Genomic DNA, 18,088 nt, shown 5'->3' on the forward strand with positions numbered 1-18,088 from the left:
TGATTCCTTAACCGACACGTCCCGCACGCACATCACCATAAAAAGAAGGGGCACCGAGTTGCCCACCCTTGAGTGCCATTTCCAGACCATCGCGACGAGGATTATCAGACCAAACCCTACACAGAGGCACGCCAGGGGCCATACCGGCGGACACCGTCAACGCCTGAACACCCAGATGGCTGGCCACCGCACCGGAACTGTCGCCTCCGGCCACCACGATGCGGCGCAGCGCCGTCTGATCCAGCAGGCGACGCATGATTTCGGCCAGCGCCATGCCAATGCGCTCGCTCGCCTGGGCTTTGTCGCAAGCGGCCCGCTGGACCATTGCGTCAAAGCCTTGGACAGCCGGGTCGTCCGGGCCTCGCGCCGAGTAAATCAGGGGCGACACACCATGGGCCACGGCATCGGTGGCCAGCGTCACCAGGCGCGTGATCTCCATTTCAGCCTGCAGCGGGTCGAGACATTGCGCCACATCGAGCCGCACGGTCAGAAAGCCGTGCTGTTCGGCCCAATCAATTTGGGCTGCACTCATGGGCGAACAACTGCCACTGACCACACCGATGCAGCTCTGTGCCTGGGCTTGTGGCAAGGCAGGCTGTGGCGCCAGCCATCCGCAGCTGCGCCAATATTCGGCCAAGGCGTACTGCAAGCCGGAAGACGAGGCACTGAACACCCCTTGTCCTCGCTGCTGCCAAACCAGCCGCCCAGCCTCGCGTTGGGACAGGACATCGGCCACGTCAAGCATCACCACCGGCTGGTCAGGGCCTTGCAGGCTTTGCCAGATTTCATCGGCCTGGCCTTGGGTCATTTGCGCCAGATTGACCAGTCCGATGCGGCGTGGTGTCTGCTGCGCTAGGTGCACTCGCAGATCGCTTTCGTGCATGGGCGTGACAGGATGGCGCGACATGGTTGGGTGGCGGTCAATGCGCCAGACCTCGCCTTGGGCGGCGGCAAACAAATGGCCGAAAACCTGGTAGCGCTGCAGGCGTGGTGCACCCACCACGATCGGAGACCAGCGCGCCTTTGTGGATTGCATCCCCAGGTCAATGGCTTGACCGATGGAGCCCACTTCGGGGGATGAATCAAAGGTGGAGCACACCTTGTATTGCACGATGGGCGCACCCAAAGCCGACAGGCGTGCGAACACCTCTGGCAGGGCTGCACGCATCCAGGCCGGGCTTTTGCCGCGCGATTGACCGGCCACGCCGACACAGCGCACACCGGGAAAGCGCGCCAAGTCTTCCGGTCGTGGTGGCTGCAAAAAAAGCACTGTGGGCACGCCAGCAGCTGTGAAGGCCTCCAATACATCGGTGGAGCCCGTGAAATCGTCGCCGTAATAGGTTAGCCAAAGCCCCTCGGCAGGTAAATGGTCGTGCATGGATTGTGTCTGACGTTCACCAAAAGCTGAGCGCGCTTTGCAGAGCAGGGCGCGTGGCAGCATACGTGCGCAAATCTACCCCGGCCTGTGCGGCCTCCCAGGCTTCGCGCAGAGCCGATACCCCTGCCGATACCCCTTGCGGGTGACCGAAGATGCCACCACCGGCTGTGCAGATCAAGTCTGCGTTGCCCAGCGCCTTGAATGTGTCGTGCGCTTGTAGACCAGTCTGTGCCGAGCTGAACACCGGCACGGCCAACATGGGCTGGTCCTTGAACAGAGGCTGGATCACCGAGCGTGCCGCATCAATCACCGTTTCGTCGCTGTCACTGAACTTGTTGCGCAAACCATTGACGTGCAGATGGTCGACCCCGGCCAGCCGCCAAAAGGTTTGCCAGGCTGCGAAATCCCAACCCAGCGCAGGGCTGCGGCTGAGGAAACCCCAACCCGCACGGTGCGCGTGGATGGGCAAGGCGCTGTGCCTGCGCAATGCGGTCATGCCCACCAAACCCACCGAATTGAGACAGGCCATCACGCAGGTACCACCATGGCGCAAGACCCAATCATGGCGGCGCTTCATCTGGTCGAGCTCGCCAGTGATGTTGAATGCCACCATCACTTGGCGACCTGTACGTTGCGCAGCCTCGTTCACCACACGCATGACGGCTGTCACGCGCTCTTCGAAAGGACAGTGCGGCCCATCGGCCTGCAATTCATCGTCCTTGATGAAGTCGATACCACCGTCAACCAGCATCTTCACTTGTTCGGCCGTCTCCTGCGGGTTCAGCCCCACGCTGGGTTTGATGATGGTGCCGATCAGTGGCCCCTGTTGTACGCCGCTCAAACGCCGTGTGCCTGCCATGCCAAAAGCAGGACCGGGGTAGGCCCGGGCGAACGCCTCGGGCAATCGCAGCTCCAGCAGGCGCAAACCCGAGACCTGCCGCAGCTCAAAGAGGTTGCCCGCCACGGTGGCCATCAAGGTGGGCAGACACGGCCCCAGGTTCTCCAGTGGCCAGGACAGCGTGAGCAGACAGCGTGTGTAACGCTTGGATGCCATCCCGCCGGGCAGACTGGGGGCGTCGGCCACATCCAGGATTTCCAGCGCCTCTACCCGTGCGCCCGATCTTTCCTTGAGCTGCGGGGTTTCGGCAGCCAGCTTCAGGAAAGTGCCACTCGACTGCTCCCCCGCGATGGTTTCAGCTGCCCGCATCGGGTCGTCACCAGTTTCCAGCCAGTACTTGGCCACAATTCTTTGCGTCATCATCGGTCCCTTATTTGAAGCCCATCACATGTGGCAGCCAGTTCGACAGCGCAGGCACAAAAGTCAGCAGCACCAACACCACGCCGTGCGCCCACAGGAAGGGCTTGAGTTCGCGTGTCAGCTCCGTCAGCGGCACTTTGGACACGTTGGAGGTCACAAACAGCAAGCCGCCCACGGGCGGCGTGATCATGCCCAGCGTGAGGTTGTAGATCACCACCATCGCAAAGTGGATCGGGTCGATGCCCAGTTTGGCCGCCACGGGGGCCAGAATGGGCACCAGCACCATCACGCCCGGCAGCGGTTCGATGAAGATGCCGAAGATCAACAAGAAGACGTTGATGACGATCAGGAAGGTCCAGGCATTGAGCTGCATGCTGGAGATCCAGGCGGCCACCGTTTGGGGCATGCCTTCGATCGTCAAAATCCAGGCAAACGACGCTGACGTGCCAATGATCAGCAGCACCGAAGCCGTGAGCAGGGCCGAGCGCGACAGGATGTCGGGTACGGCCTTCCACTCGAGCGTTCGGTAAATGAACTTGCCGCAGATGAGCGCGTAGAACACCGCCACCACCGACGCTTCGGTGGGCGTGAACCAGCCCGCTCGCATGCCGCCCAAAATCAGCACGGGCAGCAAGATGGCGGGCAGCGCTTTCCAGGTGGTGCGCAGAATTTCCGGGCCGCTGGGCATCTGGCCGTCGCCTTTGTAGTTGCGTTGCTTGGAAATGTAGAAATTCACCAAGCACATGGCAGCGGCGATCAGCACGCCCGGGATCAAGCCTGCAATGAACAGCGCACCGACCGAGACGTTGTCGTCGGCCAAGGCATAAATGATCATGATGATCGAGGGCGGAATGATCGGGCCCACGATGGCGGTGGACGCCGTGAGCGCTGCGGCATAGGGTCGGCCATAACCGGCCTTGTCCATCATGCGGATCAGCATGGAGCCGGGGCCTGCCGCGTCGGCCAGGGCCGAACCGGAGATGCCCGAGAAGAAGGTGAGCGACACCACGTTGGTGTAACCCAGGCCACCGCGCTTGTGGCCCACGAACTGTCCCGCAAACTTGAGCAGCACCTCGGTCAAGGAGCCGCCGCTCATCAGCTCGGCCGCCAAAATGAAGAAGGGCACCGCCATGAGCGGGAAGCTGTCCACACCCGTGAAGGTTTCTTTCAGCAAGGCCAGCATGGGGTAGGCATCGGAGATGACCAAAGCCGTGACGGTGGACAGGCCCAGGGCAAACGCCACGGGCACGCCGATGGCCAGGTAGATGCAGGCAGAAATCAGGAGGATCAGGCTGGCGCTCATAGGGATGCACTCGCGGTGGCGTCAAAGTGGGCATCGCTGGCAAATTCGCGGCGTGCAATGTAGCTGCGCACGATCAGCAGCCAGTGGATCAAGGTCATGGCCATGCCCAATGGCAGGGCCAGGTAAATCCAGGCAAACGAAATCTGGGTCGCAGGGGTGCTTTGGTATTGCGTGCGGTCCATGTACTGCAGGCCAAACCAGATCGCAAAAATACAAAATCCGGTGATCAGCAAAGCAATCAGCACCCGCAGGATCTGAGCCCCTCGGGTCGGCAGGCTGTCTTGCAGGTTGTCGATGGCGATGTGCCCGCCGTAACGCAGGACGGGGCCGCAGCCGATGAAGGTCAGCCAGAGCATCAAGTGACGGGCCACTTCCTCGGCCCATTCAATGGATTGGCTGGTGGTGTAGCGCAGCATTACGTTGGTGAAGATGATCACCGACATGGCGGCCAGGATCAGGATCAAGGCCCATCGGTTGAAGGCGAGAAAGTAGTCTTCGAATCTTTTCATGGCGCATCCTGCATTTTGTAAGAACGGCCTGTGCGGACAGGTCTGCACAGGCCGTTGCTCAAGGGAAATAGGCTTTACTTGAAGTCCTGGATCTTGCGGATGTTGTCAGCCCCGAACTCCTTGGTGTAGGACGCCATGGCCGGGGCCAGCGCCGTGCGGAAAGCTGCGCCATCGACCTTGCGCACCACGCTCATGCCTTCTTTTTCGAGCTGGGCAATGCCGTTGTCTTCGTCTTCATTGACTTTCTTGCGCTGGGCCGCTGCGGCTTTCTTGGCGGCTTCATAAAAAACTTTCTTATCGGCTTCGCTGAGCTTGTTCATCAGGCGCGGCGAGGTCAGGTAAAGAGCGGGTGAGTACACATGGCCTGTGAGCGACAGGTGCTTTTGTACTTGCGAGAACTTGGAAGCCAGGATCACGGGGATGGGATTTTCCTGTCCATCCACGGCACCTTGCTGCAATGCGCCAAACACTTCAGGGAAGGACATGGGGGTAGGCTGAATGCCGAAGGCTTTGTAGCCTTCCATGTGCACTTTGTTCTCCATGGTGCGCATCTTCAGACCGGCCGCGTCAGTGGGCTTGACGATGGCGCGTTTGCTGTTGGTCATGTGGCGGAAACCGTTTTCTGTCCAGGCCAATGCCACCAGACCTTTGGATGGGAATTTGGTCAGCAAATCCTGTCCTGCTGCGCTGTCAAGGTATCGGCGAGCGTGGTCATAGTCGCGGAACAGGAAGGGAATATCCACAATCTTGACTTCGGGCACGAAGTTGCCCACCGGACCGGTGGAAGTGTTGACGATATCGAGCGTGCCCAGTTGTACGGCTTCGATCATTTCTCGCTCGCCGCCCAAGGAGCCTGCCGGGAATTGCTGGCACTTGTAACGGCCCTGTGTGCCTTTTTCGATCTCGTCGCACAGCACCGTGGAGCCCACGCCGTAATGCGAAGTGGCCGCTGGTGTGTATCCAATTTTTATGGTGGTTTGCGCTTGTGCGCCTATGCCTATGGCCACCCCAATTGCGGTCGCTGCTAATCGCCATGTTTTCATTGATGTCTCCTGTAGGTTGTGGTGAGAAAGATTGGCGGAATGAAGGTCTCAGGTGATGCGCTGGATGCTGTCGGCGATCTCCTGGCGATCAAAGATTTTTTTCCAGTCGTCGCGCATCAGACGCGGTTTGCCAAAGGTGATGGCCTTGTTACAGGCGTCCGAGAATTGACCTGGAATCTGCTTGAAGATGACGGCCGACAAAATGGTCATGTGACCCAGAAGAAAATCGCGCGCGGCATCGGCAGGTACGCCGCGGGCCACCACCTCATCCATGGCTTCGCGCATGACGTCCAGCAAGGTGGCACAGACGGTCTCCGACAAGCCGGGCTCGAGCAGCGCCATTTGCTCCACCGTAACGCGGTACGAGCGTTCGATGGGTTGGTAAATCAGTTTGGCAATCGACTCACCCAGGACATAAGCTTCTTCAGGGCCTTGCATGAGCGCGTTGACGATCGATTGAGGCGCACGCAGACCTCCAAAGTAATCAGGCGAGCCTTCCACATGCACTTGTGGGTTGAAGATGTTGGGATGGCAAGGGTGGGTAACGAAGTAGACCAAATCGTCTCGCTGGGGCAGATGACCGGCGAAAGGCGCTGCAGCATCAAGCGTGATGACCATGGTGCCTGAGGCCAGCTTGGGCGAAATGTCAGCGGCAATGCGCCCGATCAGCGTATCCGGTACGGCCAGGATCACGGCATCCACACCTTGGAGCGCGTCGTCGATGCTGCAGCAGTGGATGCCCAACTCGTTCAGCAGGCGCTCTTGTCCAGCCTGGCTGACTTCGACATGGCGCACCTCGAACGGCGAGCCTTGGAGGTTTTTGGCGAGGCGGGCACCCATTTTGCCGCCGGCTCCCAACAATGCGATGGAGGTCATGTGTTTTCCTGATGGTGAAATGAGCCGGCGAAAACCGACTTGAATGATGGCATGATGGTATGACAAGTTAACCAGGCAAGAAAATAGAGACTTACCCGAACCTGTGCAGGATGCAGCGGCTGGGAAGTCCCGTGTTCAGGGCTAGTTAACGCAATTGACGCAAAACCGCTTCGGTGAATTCAGAGCAGCGCGCCTTGCCGCCTTGGTCGGCCGGAACCACGTGGCCTTGTGCCAGCACGTCTTCGACCGCTGACTCGATGCGTTTGGCATCACTGAGCAAAGCGTCATCGGCATGGCGCTCGCCCAGCCAGCGCAGCATGAGCGCGGCCGACAGCATGGTGGCCACCGGGCTGGCCGCGTCTTGCCCCGCAATGTCAGGGGCCGAGCCGTGCGCCCCCTGAAACAGGCCATGGTGTTCACCCAGCTCGGCCGAAGAAGCCACGCCCAGACCACCCACGGTACCTGCGCCCAAATCGGAGATGATGTCGCCGAACATGTTTTCGGCCACGATCACGTCGTAAAAATCGGGCTTCTTGATCATGTGCACCGTGATGGCGTCGGCATAGGCATAGTCGATGGCCACATCAGCGTAGGCCTGCGCGACTTCCGTGCACACGGCTCGGAAAAACGCGTAGCTGTTGAGGATGTTGGCCTTGTCACACACGGTCACGCGGCGTTGTCCATCACGCGGCGCACCCTGGCGTTGACGGGACAGGTCAAACGCAAAACGAGCCACACGCTCGACACCCTTGCGGGTCACGACCAAGGTGTCGGTGGCCAACTCGTCACGCAAGCGCACACCACCGCCCCGACTGGCGTACAGGCCTTCGGTGTTCTCGCGCACGATCACATAATCGATCTGGCCAGGTTGCCAGTCCTTCAAAGGACACTGCACACCCCGCAACAAACGAATGGGGCGCACATTGGCAAACAGGTCGAGCTTGAAGCGCAGACGCAGATGCAGGTCATTGCCCACTTCCGTGCCGTCGGGGTAAGTCACGCCAGGGAGTCCCGCCGCGCCATGCAGTATGGCGTGTGCGCTGCGGCAAGCTTGCAGCGTGTCATCGGGCAGCACTTGCCCAGTGCGCTGGTAATGCTGGGCACCTCCATCACAGGGGATGAAGTTGAGCCGGTCACTGCCACAGGCTTCGCGCAGCACAGCCATCGCCGCTTGACAGACTTCGGGGCCAATGCCATCGCCATCGATGGTGACGATGTTGTAGCTCATGCTTTGGCCTTGAGCGCACCCTTGGCCAACTGCCCCACCAGCTCGGGCAGCAGGGTTTGCGGGTCGACCGCCTGGCAGGCCACGGCCAGCGTGGCTTGCATGGCTTGGGCTGCGGCATCGTGCGAACCGGTCTCGTGCGCCATGTCGGCGTAATAGCCCAGGTCTTTCAGGGCGTTGCCCATCGAAAAACGCAGGCCAGACGTTTCACCGCGCAGCAAATAAGGCTTGAGGCGTTCCAGCGCTGCACCCCAACCGCCACCCTTTTCGAGCACCTCGACAAACACCGCATCGTCGATGCCCGAGCGGCGTGCGCAGGCAGCCGCTTCTGCCAGCAACGTGACCGAGCCGAGCGAGACAAAGTTGTGCAACAGTTTCATGCTGTGGCCCGCGCTCACTGCGCCCGCATGCACGATGTTTTCGGCGAAGGTAGACAACAAGGGTCGCACTTCTTCGAGCAGCGCCGCATCGCCACCGATCAACAGGTTCAGGCGGCCCTGCATCGCTTCGTTGGGCGTGCGGGTCATGGCCGCATCCATGAAACGCACACCGCGCTGCGCCAACGTGGCCGCCACCTGCTGGGTGGACGCCGGGATGCTGGTCGAGCAGTCGATCACCGTCATGCCTTGGCGCAGGCCAGCCAAGAGGCCGGTGTCGCCCGCCAAAATGGCCTCGACTTGGGCCGAGCCATTGACGCACAGGATCACCACGTCGCTGGCCTGCGCCACGGCTTGCGCGGTCGGCGCAGTCTTGGCACCTGCGGCGATCAAGTCACCCAGGGGCTGGTTGCCGGGGTGTTCCATGGCGGTCAGGGCAAAGCCCTTTTTGACGATGTTGGTGGCGATGCCCAGGCCCATCAGGCCCAGGCCGATCATGCCGATGCGGGGGTTTTGCATGTTAGGCTCCAGCGGCGTTCAGCCGTGCTTGATGGTGACGGTTTTGAGCGTGGTGAAGCTGTAGAGCGCTTCAAAGCCTTTTTCGCGGCCGTGGCCGCTGGCCTTGACGCCGCCAAACGGCAACTCGATGCCGCCACCTGCACCGTAGTTGTTCACAAACACCTGGCCGCTGCGCAGACGCCGGGCCATGCGCAGCTGGCGGCCGCCGTCCTGCGTCCACAGCGCTGCGGCCAGACCGTATTCGGTGCCGTTGGCCAGCTCGATGGCGTGGTCCTCATCGTCAAAGGGGCTGATCGCCAGCACAGGGCCGAAGATTTCTTCTTGTGCAATGCGGTGGCCAATCGGCACGTCGCGGATCAGCGTGGGCACTTGGTAGAAGCCACCTTTTGGCGCCTCGGGCACCAGTTGGCCCTGCGCAGCGATCGGCAGGCCATCGGTTTTGGCCAGTTCGACAAAGCTGCGCACGCGCTGCATTTGCGACTCGCGGATCAGTGGGCCACAGTTCAGGTCCATGTGGGCCGGGCCGGTGCGGGTGGCGGCAAAAGACTTGGCCAAGCGCTCCACCACCGCTTCGTACACCGGGCGGTGCACCAGCGCGCGGCTACCGGCCGAGCAGGTCTGGCCCGCGTTTTGCACGATGGCGTTGGTCACCACCGTGGTCATGGCGTCCATGTCGGCGTCGCCAAAAATGATCTGCGGCGACTTGCCGCCCAGCTCCAGCGTCACCGGTGCATGGTGCTCGGCCGCGGCCTGCACCACCAACTGACCCACACGGGGCGAGCCGGTGAAAGACACATGGTCCACGCCCTGGTGGCGCACCAGCAGGTCACCCGCTTCGTGGCCATAACCGGTCACGATATTGAGCGCCCCCGCCGGAAAGCCGACCTCGGCGGCCATCTCGGCCACACGCAGGATCGACAAGCAAGCATCTTCAGCGGGCTTGACCACGCAGGCATTGCCCACCGCCAGCGAAGCGGCCACGCTGCGGCCAAAAATTTGCAGCGGGTAATTCCAGGGGATGACGTGCCCGGTCACGCCAAACGGTTCGCGCAAGGTGAACACGGTGTGCCCGTTGTAAAAAGGAATGGTCTCACCCATGAGCTTGTCGGCCGCACCGGCATAAAACTCAAAGTAACGCGCCACCGCCGTGACGTCACCACGCGCCAGCGTGGTGGGCTTGCCGCAGTCACGCGACTCGATGGCGGCCAACTCGTCGATGTGCGCCAGCATGTGCTGCGACAGGCGGTGCAGCAAGCGGCCGCGTTCGGTGGCGGTCAGGCGGCCCCAGTCGCCGTCGAAGGCTTCGCGCGCGGCGTGCACGGCACGGTCAATGTCGGTGGCGTTGCCTCGGGCAATGGCGTCGTACTGTTCGCCCGTAGACGGGTCGATCACCGGGATGTCCTGCCCCGATGCGGGCGCGATGTGCTGGTTGGCGATGTAGTGCCGTTTCATGGGGTATGGCCTGAAAAGTTGTTAACTCAGTTTACAGGATGATTCGACAAAAATTCGACGCGCTCAGCAAGGACTTACCCACGTCTGCCGATTTGTAAAATAGATTGATCTCTTCAACAGGCCATTTCATGACCACACCCGAGCGTGAATCTGCCCCGTCCAATGCCTTGGCCCGGTTGCAGCCCGTCAAGCACGAACGTTTTGCCGAGCGGGTGTACGAAAGCCTCTTCCACGCCATCCTGACTGGCAAACTGGCACCGACTACACGCCTGCCTCCCGAGCAACAACTGGCCACATTTTTCCAGGTCTCGCGACCAGTGGTGCGCCAGGCACTGGACCGGCTGCGCAGCGACCAACTGATCGAATCGGTCCGCGGTTCGGGCACCTTTGTGCGGCCCGACTGGCAGCAGGTCTCGACCCGCCCTCCTCAGGAACCCGACATCAGCCACTGGCTCCACGGGCAGGAATTGCGTCTGGTGCTGGAGCCTGAATGCGCCCACTGGGCAGCTTTGCGGCGCAATCAGGCTGATTTGCAAAACATGGCGGCCGCTCTGGATGGTTTTGAACAAGCGGCGGCCAAAGGCGATGTGGCCCACCATTTCGATTTCCAGTTTCACGAAGCCATTGCCCGCGCCAGCGCCAACCCGCGCATGCTCCAAGTCATCCAGACTTTGCAGTACGACGTCAGCCATGCCGTCAACATGACCCGGCACTTGGTCCGGCTCAAGCCCTGGCAACGTACCCATGACGTGCTGGATGAACACCGCGATATTTACCGCAGCATTGAGCGACAAGATGCCGAAAGTGCCCGTCGGGCCATGCGCAGCCACATTGAAAAGGCTCGCATCCGGATGCTGGAGCCCTCACCGAATTGAGGCATTGCGGATCATGCGCGCCATAAAACTGGCTTGAGTTGTTGCAGAATCAGCAACAATGGACAAGCTCGATGCAATGCAAATTTTTGTGCGCGTGGCTGAAGCGGGCACATTCACCGCCGTGGCCGATCAGATGCAGGTGGCCCGCTCGGTGGTCACGCGGCAGATCGCCGCACTGGAAAAGCACCTGCGCGTCAAGCTCATCACCCGCAGCACGCGCAGCCTGACCTTGACTGCCGCCGGTGCCGCTTATCTGGAAAAGTGCCGAGTCATCCTGAACATGGTGGACGCGGCCGAAGCCAGCCTGGACGAAGAAAAAGCCGTGCCGCGTGGCCGCATCCGGCTAGGGCTGCCGCTGAGCTTTGGCTTGCAGCGGCTCATGCCCGCCTTGCTTGACTTCGCCAAGGCGCAGCCGCACATCGAGCTGATGATGGATTTTTCAGACCAGCGCTCCAACCTGATTGAAGAAGGCATCGACTTGTCGATCCGCATCACCGCCGATTTGCAGCCGGGCGACATCGTGCGGCACCTGGGCGAATGCCACTTGCTCACGCTGGCCTCGCCCGGTTATTTGTCAGAGCATGGCCAGCCGCTGCACCCCGAGCAATTGCGGCACCATGAATGCCTGATTTATTCCATGACCATGAACGCGGCCACTTGGGCTTATGCCGACGCGGGGCAGGTCAGCGCTTTTGCGGTGCGCGGCCGCATCCGGTCCAACAACGGCGTGGCGCTCACGCAAGCGGCCGCACAGGGTCTGGGCATCACGCGCCAGCCGGACTTCATCGCCGAGCCCTTTTTGGCGCGGGGCGAGGTGGTCGAGCTTTTGCAGGACTTTGCGCCACCGGCCTTGGGCATTTACGCGGTGCTGCCCAGCAACCGCTACATCCCGCATCGGGTGAATGTGTTGATCGAGCACCTGGCCAAAGCCTTGCGATCGGCTTGAGCGTGTCCCGTGCTTGACGCAGGCCTGAGCCATTTCGGCCACAATGCGCCCACTGCCGATTCAGGCGTTCACAGGACGACAAACCCATGACTTACCCCAACACCCAGCTCTTCATCAACGGCCAATGGTGCGATGCCGAAAGCGGCCGCACCCTGCCCGTGTTCAACCCCGCCACCGGCACCGAGATTGGCCGATTGGCCCATGCCGGTGTGGCCGATCTGGAGCGTGCGGCGCAAGCGGCGCAAAAGGGCTTTGAGATCTGGCGTGATGTGCCCGCCAACGAGCGCAGCGCCATCATGCGCAAGGCCGCCGCCCTGATGCGCGAACGCGCCCCCCAAATTGCCCAGCTGCTCACGCAAGAGCAAGGCAAGCCGCTGGCCGAAGCCAAGATCGAAGCCATGTCGGCCGCCGACATCATCGAGTGGTTTGCCGAAGAAGGCCGCCGCGTGTATGGCCGCATCGTGCCGCCGCGCAACATCAACGTGCAGCAAAACGTGCTCAAGCAGCCCGTGGGGCCGGTGGCCGCCTTCACGCCCTGGAACTTCCCGATCAACCAGGCCGTGCGCAAGATGTCGGCCGCTTTGGCCACCGGTTGCTCCATCATCGTCAAGGCCCCTGAAGAAACCCCGGCATCGCCCGCCGAGCTGATCCGCGCTTTCCACGACGCGGGCGTGCCTGCGGGTGTGATCGGTCTGGTGTTCGGCACCCCGTCCGAAATCTCGAACTACCTGATCGCCCACCCGGTCATCCGCAAGATGACTTTCACCGGCTCCACCCCGGTGGGCAAGCAACTGGCCGCGCTGGCCGGTCAGCACATGAAGCGCGTGACCATGGAGCTGGGTGGTCACGCCCCGGTGATCGTGGCCGAAGACGGTGACATCGCTTTGGCGGTGAAAGCCGCAGGCGCTGCCAAGTTCCGCAATGCCGGTCAGGTGTGCATTTCGCCCACACGCTTTTTGGTGCACCACAAGATCGCCGACGAATTTGCCCAAGTGTTCGCCGCGCATGCGGGTTCTTTGAAGGTGGGTGACGGCCTGGCCGAAGGCACGAACATGGGCCCCTTGGCCAACGACCGGCGCCTGACGGCCATGCAGGCGATCACGAAAGACGCGCTGGCCAAAGGCGCCAAACTGCTCACCGGGGGCGAGCGCATTGGTTCCGAAGGCAACTTCTTTGCGCCCACGGTCTTGTCGCATGTGCCGCTGGACGCCGATGTGGTGAACAACGAGCCCTTCGGCCCGATTGCCGCGATCCGCACGTTCGAGAAGATCGAAGACGCGATCGCCGAAGCCAACCGCTTGCCTTTCGGCTTGTCGGGTTATGCCTTCACCAACTCGCTCAAGACCTCGCACCTGCTGAGCCAGCGCCTCGAAGTGGGCATGCTTTGGGTCAACCAGCCTGCAGCCCCTTGGCCCGAGTTGCCTTTCGGCGGCATCAAGGATTCGGGTTACGGCTCCGAAGGCGGCCCCGAAGCGCTGGACGCTTACCTCAACACCAAGACGGTCTCGATCTTCAACGCTTAAGACCGCTTCGATCCGTAGGTCGGTGGCTTTAGCCCCGACATCGGGCGCGTGCTGAGTCAGCGTCGGAGTTGAAGCTCCGACCTACCCTAAGGACTTCAAGTCCCGATCACGCCGCCGTCGATTTTGCGGATCACCACGTTCGCAGAGCGGGGTCGGCCATCGGGCTGGTAGTCCGGCCAGCTCGAATACTTTTGCGGCAGCTTGGGGTCGCTGCGGTCGGTGGGTGTTTCACCCGGGTGCTGCACGCTGATGAACAGGTTGCGCCCATCGGGCGTGAAGCTCACGCCGGTGATCTCGCAGTTGGTCGGCCCGGTCAAGAAGCGGCGGATTTCGCCCGTGGTTGTGTCGCAGGCCAGCATTTGGTTGTTGCCGATGCGGGCGAACTCACCCTTGTACATCTGGGTGGCGTGGGCATCGGTCTGGATCCACAGCAAGCCATTGGGGCTGAAGCCCAAACCGTCCGGGCAGCCAAAGATGTCGCCCTTCACATTGCCCTTGGCCTCGGCCCGTTCGTTGGCCGGGTCACCGGCCAGCACCAGGTGGTTCCATTCAAACGTCAGGCCGTCAAAGTCACCCGCTTCGCGCCAGCGGATGATCTGGCCCATGGTGTTGTTGGCCCTCGGGTTGGCGGCGTCCACGCCGGGCTTGCCCGGGGTGCCGCGCTGGCTGTTGTTGGTCAGCGTGCAATAGACCCAGCGCGAAGCCTTGTCGATGGCCAGCCATTCGGGGCGGTCCATCTTGGTGGCCCCCAGCAAGTCGCTGGCCTGCCGGGCCTTGATGAGCACCTCGCCCTGGTCGGCAAAACCGTTGGCTGCGGTGAGTGGGCCCTGGCCGTGCACCAGGGGCAACCACTGGCCTAGGCCATTGGCATCGAAGCGGGCCACGTGCAGCGTGCCTTCGTCCAGCAGGTGGCGGTTGGCTTTGGCCCCGCCGGGCTGCATGCGGCCAGTGCTGACGAATTTGTAGATGTATTCAAAGCGGGCGTCTTCGCCCGAATAGACCACGGCACGTTGGTCTTGCGTGAGCGCCACCCAGGCGCCTTCGTGTGCGGCGCGGCCCAGCGCCGTGCGCTTGACGGGCGTGCTGGTCGGGTCCATCGGATCGACTTCGACCACCCAGCCATAGCGGTTGGGCTCGTTGGGGTTTTTCGTGGCGTCAAAGCGTTCGTCAAAACGCTCCCACGCGTAAAAGCTTTTCTCGTTCATGCCCCAGCGTTTGTGGTGGGCGCTGATGTCTTTGCCGCCGCCGAAATAGAACATCCAGTTTTCTTCGCCCGACAAATAAGTGCCCCAAGGCGTAGCGCTGCTGGCGCAGTTGTTGAGAGTGCCCAGCGTGGTGCGGCCTTGCGGGTCGGTGGCGGTGCGCAGCAAGGGGTGGCCTGCGGCGGGGCCCGACATGTCAAAAGGCGTGGTCATGGTGAAGCGGCGTGCATAGGCCGAGGGGCGCACCATCTCCCAAGCTTGGCCATTGAACTTGACCTCATAGACCGACAGGCCGTGGGCGTTTTGCGACTTCTTGACCTTGGCCGCGTTCATGGGCTCAAAGCCATCGGGGTGCAGCAAGCCGTCGTCGGTGTACTCGTGGTTGAGCGCGATCAGGCCGTGGGTGGACGAACCGTTGAGCGGGAAAAAGGCCAGGCCGTCGTGGTGCATGCCCAGTTGCACGGCCTGGTCGGCGGCGCTGTTGCTGCCGTCGGTGCGAAATGCGGGCATGTTGCCCGCCATGCCCACGGGCTCGCCCCAGCGTGCGATCACCTGGGCCACATAGCCGGGGGGCACCACCAGCGCATCGGTCTGACCCGGTGGGATGGCGGTAAAGCCCAACCGCGCTTTGTCTGTGGCCAGGTTGGCACAGCCCGACAAAGGGTGCAGCACACCCAGCAAGCTGGCCAGGCCCGCGCCGCGCAGCACCGTGCGCCGGTCCATGGGCAGGTGGGCAATCAAGTCATGGATCGAGGGGTTGCTCGATCGGTTGCTGTCTTCCATCGTCGAAAAGTCTTTGGGCATCGGTGTTTTCCAGAAATTCAAGCCAGTGCTAGGTTGATCCGGCCTGTAGTGGCACGAAAGATAACCCGGCGCGATGACAAGGGTGTGAAAGCCAGGTGCTTGACAGCTTGGTGTGCGTCAGATCAAGGAAACGGTCGCATGGCCTCTGTAGGATGTGAGCATTGACTTTGCCGAGCAGACTTCATGAAAAACACACTTTCCTTGTTGGCTTTTTCAGTCAACTTGTTGTTCACCGCTTCTGCGTCATGGGCGCAGACTTCCATCGCCTTGGGGCGCGCTGATTTTCGCGACAACTGCGCCAGTTGCCATGGCCTGACGGGTAAAGGCGATGGTCCGATGCGCTCTGCCTTGGTCAAGCCGCCCGCTGATTTGACGACGATCGCGAAGCGCAATGGCGGTGCGTTTCCGCAAGAGCAGATCGGTGAAGTCATCGATGGGCGCGTTCTGGGCGATGCTGGCCCGCACGGTTCGCGAGAAATGCCGGTGTGGGGTCAGGTGTTCAAAAAGCGCGCCATGACCCGGCCGGGTGACTCCGCGCGCACCGCAGAGTGGTCTGCGCAGGACCGCATCCTCTCGCTGCTCAAGTACCTCGAAGACATCCAGGTCAAGTGAGCTGGGCAGGCTTCACGGGGGGCTGAGCTGGATGCGCTGCAGGTCAAAGCCGTTGGCCGCCAGTTTGCCCAGCAAGCCCTGGTAGGTCGCTGCGGGCAACTCGGGTGTGCGCGACAGGATCCACAAATACTCGCGGCTGGGTTCGCTGACCACCACCCATTGGTATTGCGGGTCCAGGTCGATGATCCAGTAATTGCCCCAGACCATGGGGATGAACGACAGCCATGCGGGTGCAAAGCGCACTTGCAGGCGGGGTGAGTTGGCTCGGCCAATTTGACGCGCCATGCCCAGGGCTTCGCTCCACTCACCGTTGGCGGTTTTGCAGCGGTTGAGCACCTGCACCTGGCCATCGGCCTGCAGGCTGTACTGGGCACTGGTGCTGCTGGCGCATTTTTTTTGAAACCAGTTGGGGTACTTGGCGATTTCGTACCAAGTGCCCATGTAGCGCGGCACGTCCACGGAAGCCACCGTGTCCAAGGGCGCAGGCGTTTGGGCCGAAGCCGTCAGGGCACACAGGCCCAGACACAGCCCGGCCAGCCATGTGCTGGGGCGCCTCACACCACGATCGGGTTGAGTGCCCCGTCCATGCTCATGCAAATGCCGGTGATGTAGCTGGCCTTGGCGGAGGCCAAAAAGACGACCGCATTGGCGATCTCTTCGGGCTCGGCCATGCGGCCCAGGGGGATGCGCGAGACGGCTTGGGCCATCGCTTGCTCGGTGCTGATGCCTTGGTTGCGTGCATCGGCCACCAGGCCTTCTTGCAGGCGGTCGGTGCGCGTCAGGCCTGGGTTGATCGCGTTGACGCGGATGCCCTGCGGCCCATAAGCGGCAGCCAGCCCTGCACTGGCCAGCATCAGGGCCGCATTGGCCGCGCCGCCGGGCAGGTGGATGGGGCTGGCCACTTTGCCGCCGTTGCCCACCACGTTGACCACGGCACCTTGGCCACGAGCGGCCATGCGCTGGATGCTGGGGTTGATCATGTGGATGTAGGTGAAGTACTTGGCCTGCATCGCGTCTTGCCAGGCCTCGGGCGTCAGCTCGGGTGCGGGCGTGCGTTTGGCGGCCCCGGCCGAATTGACCAGCACATCGACCGGACCGAAGGCGGCCTCGGCCGAGTCGAGCGCCGCCAGGGCCGCTTGCGGGTCGCGCAAATCGGCGGCCACGGTGTGGATGCGCTCGGCTGGAAATTGCGTTTGCAAGCTTTGGCGGGCCTTGTCCAGGTTGGCGGTATCACGCGAGACGAGTGACACCTTCGCACCCTCTTGCAAGAAGGCCTGCGCACAGGCCAGGCCAATGCCTTTGCTGCCGCCAGTGATCAGAACGTGTTGGTTTTGAAGTTGCAAATCCATGAAGGTGCCTTGTGAAGCAGGAGAAAGAAAAGAGAGGGTTTCAGCTGTTGTGGCGTTTGACGCCTTTGACCAGAGGCTGAGCCAGGCGCTCGCCCTCTTGTTGCCAGAACACCGGGTCGGCGCATCGAATGCGCACGATCGCATTGCCCATGTGGGTGGCGGCGGCTTGGCGTGCCAGCTGCGCATCGCCCGCCTGGACAGCTTCGAGGATGGCCTGATGTTCGCTCTGCACTTGCTTGGCAAAGTCAACCCGCCGTGCCTCGTTGGCCCGCGTGACCTGAGTCACGCCGCGCAAGAATTGGCCGAGATACTCCAGCGTTTGAATCAGGAAAGGGTTGCGCGCCGCGTCGGCAATGGCGCGGTGGAATTTCATGTCTTCGTCCACACCGTTGTGGCCGGCTTGCACGGCTGCATCCAGCGCCTTGACGGCTTGTGTGATCGCGCGGATGTCGGCAGCATTGCGCCGCTGTGCGGCCAGGCCGGCCACTTCGGCCTCCAGCGCCCGGCGCACTTCGACCATCTGGATCACCGCTTCTTCAGAGGCGGCCAACTGGGCTTCAAAGTTCAAAGGGGCAAACGGCAGCTGGTTGTTCACAAACACGCCGCTGCCTTGACGCGAGTCCACCAGGCCCAGCGACTTCAGGCGGGAGACCGCCTCGCGCACCACGGTGCGACTGACCTGAAATTGCTCGACCAGGCGTGCCTCGGTCGGCAGCTTGTCGCCGGGCTGCAGGCGGCCTTGCTTGATCTCGGCGGCCAATTGCTCGGCCACCTGATCGGACAGACGCGCACCGCTGGAGACGGGGGTGAAGTGCTGAGTCATGGGGTTGTCATACA

At 62.0% G+C, this 18,088-nt stretch carries 17 protein-coding genes; 4 read left to right on the plus strand and 13 right to left on the minus strand.

Annotation, left to right across the window (positions count from 1 at the left end; genetic code table 11):
• Window positions 1–7: 7 nt before the first annotated feature.
• The 9 genes from oiaK to Q1W40_RS10300 all read right to left on the minus strand — a co-directional run bounded on the left by oiaK (window position 8) and on the right by Q1W40_RS10300 (window position 9,940).
• The gene (gene oiaK, locus Q1W40_RS10260; protein ID WP_300711537.1) at window positions 8–1,378 is read right to left on the minus strand and encodes a 3-oxo-isoapionate kinase OiaK; all 1,371 of its coding nucleotides are present in this window, start codon (window positions 1,376–1,378) and stop codon (window positions 8–10) included.
• 16 nt (window positions 1,379–1,394) lie between these two features.
• Window positions 1,395–2,636: a ribulose-bisphosphate carboxylase large subunit family protein gene (locus Q1W40_RS10265; RefSeq protein ID WP_300711539.1), complete on the minus strand. Its 1,242-nt coding sequence runs from the start codon at window positions 2,634–2,636 to the stop codon at window positions 1,395–1,397.
• A gap of 10 nt (window positions 2,637–2,646) precedes the next feature.
• Complete coding sequence (locus tag Q1W40_RS10270) at window positions 2,647–3,939, minus strand: TRAP transporter large permease (protein ID WP_300711541.1); 1,293 nt, start codon at window positions 3,937–3,939, stop codon at window positions 2,647–2,649.
• The gene (locus Q1W40_RS10275) at window positions 3,936–4,448 is read right to left on the minus strand and encodes a TRAP transporter small permease (protein ID WP_300711543.1); all 513 of its coding nucleotides are present in this window, start codon (window positions 4,446–4,448) and stop codon (window positions 3,936–3,938) included. Before Q1W40_RS10275 ends, Q1W40_RS10270 begins: the two co-directional genes overlap by 4 nt.
• A gap of 74 nt (window positions 4,449–4,522) precedes the next feature.
• Complete coding sequence (locus tag Q1W40_RS10280; RefSeq protein WP_300711545.1) at window positions 4,523–5,491, minus strand: TRAP transporter substrate-binding protein; 969 nt, start codon at window positions 5,489–5,491, stop codon at window positions 4,523–4,525.
• A gap of 48 nt (window positions 5,492–5,539) precedes the next feature.
• A complete protein-coding gene (locus Q1W40_RS10285; RefSeq protein ID WP_300711547.1) occupies window positions 5,540–6,367 on the minus strand; it encodes a phosphogluconate dehydrogenase C-terminal domain-containing protein in 828 nt (275 codons plus the stop codon).
• Between the two features lie 145 nt (window positions 6,368–6,512).
• A complete protein-coding gene (locus Q1W40_RS10290; RefSeq protein WP_300711549.1) occupies window positions 6,513–7,595 on the minus strand; it encodes an isocitrate/isopropylmalate dehydrogenase family protein in 1,083 nt (360 codons plus the stop codon).
• On the minus strand, window positions 7,592–8,488 hold the full coding sequence (locus Q1W40_RS10295; protein WP_300711551.1) for an NAD(P)-dependent oxidoreductase: 897 nt from the start codon (window positions 8,486–8,488) through the stop codon (window positions 7,592–7,594). Before Q1W40_RS10295 ends, Q1W40_RS10290 begins: the two co-directional genes overlap by 4 nt.
• An 18-nt stretch (window positions 8,489–8,506) precedes the next feature.
• Window positions 8,507–9,940: an aldehyde dehydrogenase family protein gene (locus Q1W40_RS10300; RefSeq protein WP_300711553.1), complete on the minus strand. Its 1,434-nt coding sequence runs from the start codon at window positions 9,938–9,940 to the stop codon at window positions 8,507–8,509.
• A 128-nt stretch (window positions 9,941–10,068) separates the two neighbouring features.
• Here Q1W40_RS10300 and Q1W40_RS10305 point away from each other — a divergent pair, with 128 nt between their 5' ends.
• The 3 genes from Q1W40_RS10305 to Q1W40_RS10315 all read left to right on the plus strand — a co-directional run bounded on the left by Q1W40_RS10305 (window position 10,069) and on the right by Q1W40_RS10315 (window position 13,284).
• Complete coding sequence (locus Q1W40_RS10305; protein WP_300711555.1) at window positions 10,069–10,815, plus strand: FadR/GntR family transcriptional regulator; 747 nt, start codon at window positions 10,069–10,071, stop codon at window positions 10,813–10,815.
• Between the two features lie 76 nt (window positions 10,816–10,891).
• Window positions 10,892–11,761, plus strand: a complete 870-nt coding sequence (locus tag Q1W40_RS10310; RefSeq protein ID WP_300711557.1) for a LysR family transcriptional regulator — start codon at window positions 10,892–10,894, stop codon at window positions 11,759–11,761.
• A gap of 86 nt (window positions 11,762–11,847) precedes the next feature.
• Window positions 11,848–13,284 (plus strand): NAD-dependent succinate-semialdehyde dehydrogenase, encoded by a 1,437-nt coding sequence (locus Q1W40_RS10315; protein WP_300711559.1) that lies wholly within the window; start codon window positions 11,848–11,850, stop codon window positions 13,282–13,284.
• Window positions 13,285–13,379: 95 nt separating this feature from the next.
• Here the strand turns inward: Q1W40_RS10315 and Q1W40_RS10320 are convergent, their stop codons facing one another.
• Window positions 13,380–15,290 (minus strand): PhoX family phosphatase, encoded by a 1,911-nt coding sequence (locus tag Q1W40_RS10320; RefSeq protein ID WP_300711561.1) that lies wholly within the window; start codon window positions 15,288–15,290, stop codon window positions 13,380–13,382.
• A gap of 183 nt (window positions 15,291–15,473) precedes the next feature.
• Here Q1W40_RS10320 and Q1W40_RS10325 point away from each other — a divergent pair, with 183 nt between their 5' ends.
• The gene (locus tag Q1W40_RS10325; RefSeq protein ID WP_300711563.1) at window positions 15,474–15,902 is read left to right on the plus strand and encodes a c-type cytochrome; all 429 of its coding nucleotides are present in this window, start codon (window positions 15,474–15,476) and stop codon (window positions 15,900–15,902) included.
• 12 nt (window positions 15,903–15,914) lie between these two features.
• Here the strand turns inward: Q1W40_RS10325 and Q1W40_RS10330 are convergent, their stop codons facing one another.
• From Q1W40_RS10330 to Q1W40_RS10340, 3 genes are read right to left on the minus strand one after another with little or no spacing between them, the layout of a single operon-like run.
• Window positions 15,915–16,460 (minus strand): lipocalin family protein, encoded by a 546-nt coding sequence (locus Q1W40_RS10330; RefSeq protein WP_300711565.1) that lies wholly within the window; start codon window positions 16,458–16,460, stop codon window positions 15,915–15,917.
• Window positions 16,457–17,251: an SDR family oxidoreductase gene (locus Q1W40_RS10335; protein WP_300711567.1), complete on the minus strand. Its 795-nt coding sequence runs from the start codon at window positions 17,249–17,251 to the stop codon at window positions 16,457–16,459. The genes Q1W40_RS10330 and Q1W40_RS10335 overlap by 4 nt, the downstream gene beginning before the upstream one ends.
• Window positions 17,252–17,291: 40 nt before the next feature.
• Window positions 17,292–18,074, minus strand: a complete 783-nt coding sequence (locus Q1W40_RS10340) for a FadR/GntR family transcriptional regulator (protein WP_300711569.1) — start codon at window positions 18,072–18,074, stop codon at window positions 17,292–17,294.
• Window positions 18,075–18,088: the final 14 nt, after the last annotated feature.

Origin of the sequence: Limnohabitans sp. (assembly GCF_030158565.1) — a bacterium.
Classification (GTDB): domain Bacteria; phylum Pseudomonadota; class Gammaproteobacteria; order Burkholderiales; family Burkholderiaceae_C; genus Limnohabitans_A.

Excerpts from the sequence above, each read along its gene's own strand:
- oiaK (WP_300711537.1), bottom strand. The coding sequence starts at position 1,378 with ATGCACGACCATTTACCTGCCGAGGGGCTTTGGCTAACCTATTACGGC.
- Q1W40_RS10285 (WP_300711547.1), bottom strand. The coding sequence starts at position 6,367 with ATGACCTCCATCGCATTGTTGGGAGCCGGCGGCAAAATGGGTGCCCGC.
- Q1W40_RS10315 (WP_300711559.1), top strand. The coding sequence starts at position 11,848 with ATGACTTACCCCAACACCCAGCTCTTCATCAACGGCCAATGGTGCGAT.
- Q1W40_RS10270 (WP_300711541.1), bottom strand. The coding sequence starts at position 3,939 with ATGAGCGCCAGCCTGATCCTCCTGATTTCTGCCTGCATCTACCTGGCC.
- Q1W40_RS10280 (WP_300711545.1), bottom strand. The coding sequence starts at position 5,491 with ATGAAAACATGGCGATTAGCAGCGACCGCAATTGGGGTGGCCATAGGC.
- Q1W40_RS10310 (WP_300711557.1), top strand. The coding sequence starts at position 10,892 with ATGCAAATTTTTGTGCGCGTGGCTGAAGCGGGCACATTCACCGCCGTG.
- Q1W40_RS10340 (WP_300711569.1), bottom strand. The coding sequence starts at position 18,074 with ATGACTCAGCACTTCACCCCCGTCTCCAGCGGTGCGCGTCTGTCCGAT.
- Q1W40_RS10290 (WP_300711549.1), bottom strand. The coding sequence starts at position 7,595 with ATGAGCTACAACATCGTCACCATCGATGGCGATGGCATTGGCCCCGAA.
- Q1W40_RS10320 (WP_300711561.1), bottom strand. The coding sequence starts at position 15,290 with ATGCCCAAAGACTTTTCGACGATGGAAGACAGCAACCGATCGAGCAAC.
- Q1W40_RS10265 (WP_300711539.1), bottom strand. The coding sequence starts at position 2,636 with ATGACGCAAAGAATTGTGGCCAAGTACTGGCTGGAAACTGGTGACGAC.
- Q1W40_RS10305 (WP_300711555.1), top strand. The coding sequence starts at position 10,069 with ATGACCACACCCGAGCGTGAATCTGCCCCGTCCAATGCCTTGGCCCGG.
- Q1W40_RS10335 (WP_300711567.1), bottom strand. The coding sequence starts at position 17,251 with ATGGATTTGCAACTTCAAAACCAACACGTTCTGATCACTGGCGGCAGC.
- Q1W40_RS10325 (WP_300711563.1), top strand. The coding sequence starts at position 15,474 with ATGAAAAACACACTTTCCTTGTTGGCTTTTTCAGTCAACTTGTTGTTC.
- Q1W40_RS10300 (WP_300711553.1), bottom strand. The coding sequence starts at position 9,940 with ATGAAACGGCACTACATCGCCAACCAGCACATCGCGCCCGCATCGGGG.
- Q1W40_RS10275 (WP_300711543.1), bottom strand. The coding sequence starts at position 4,448 with ATGAAAAGATTCGAAGACTACTTTCTCGCCTTCAACCGATGGGCCTTG.
- Q1W40_RS10295 (WP_300711551.1), bottom strand. The coding sequence starts at position 8,488 with ATGCAAAACCCCCGCATCGGCATGATCGGCCTGGGCCTGATGGGCCTG.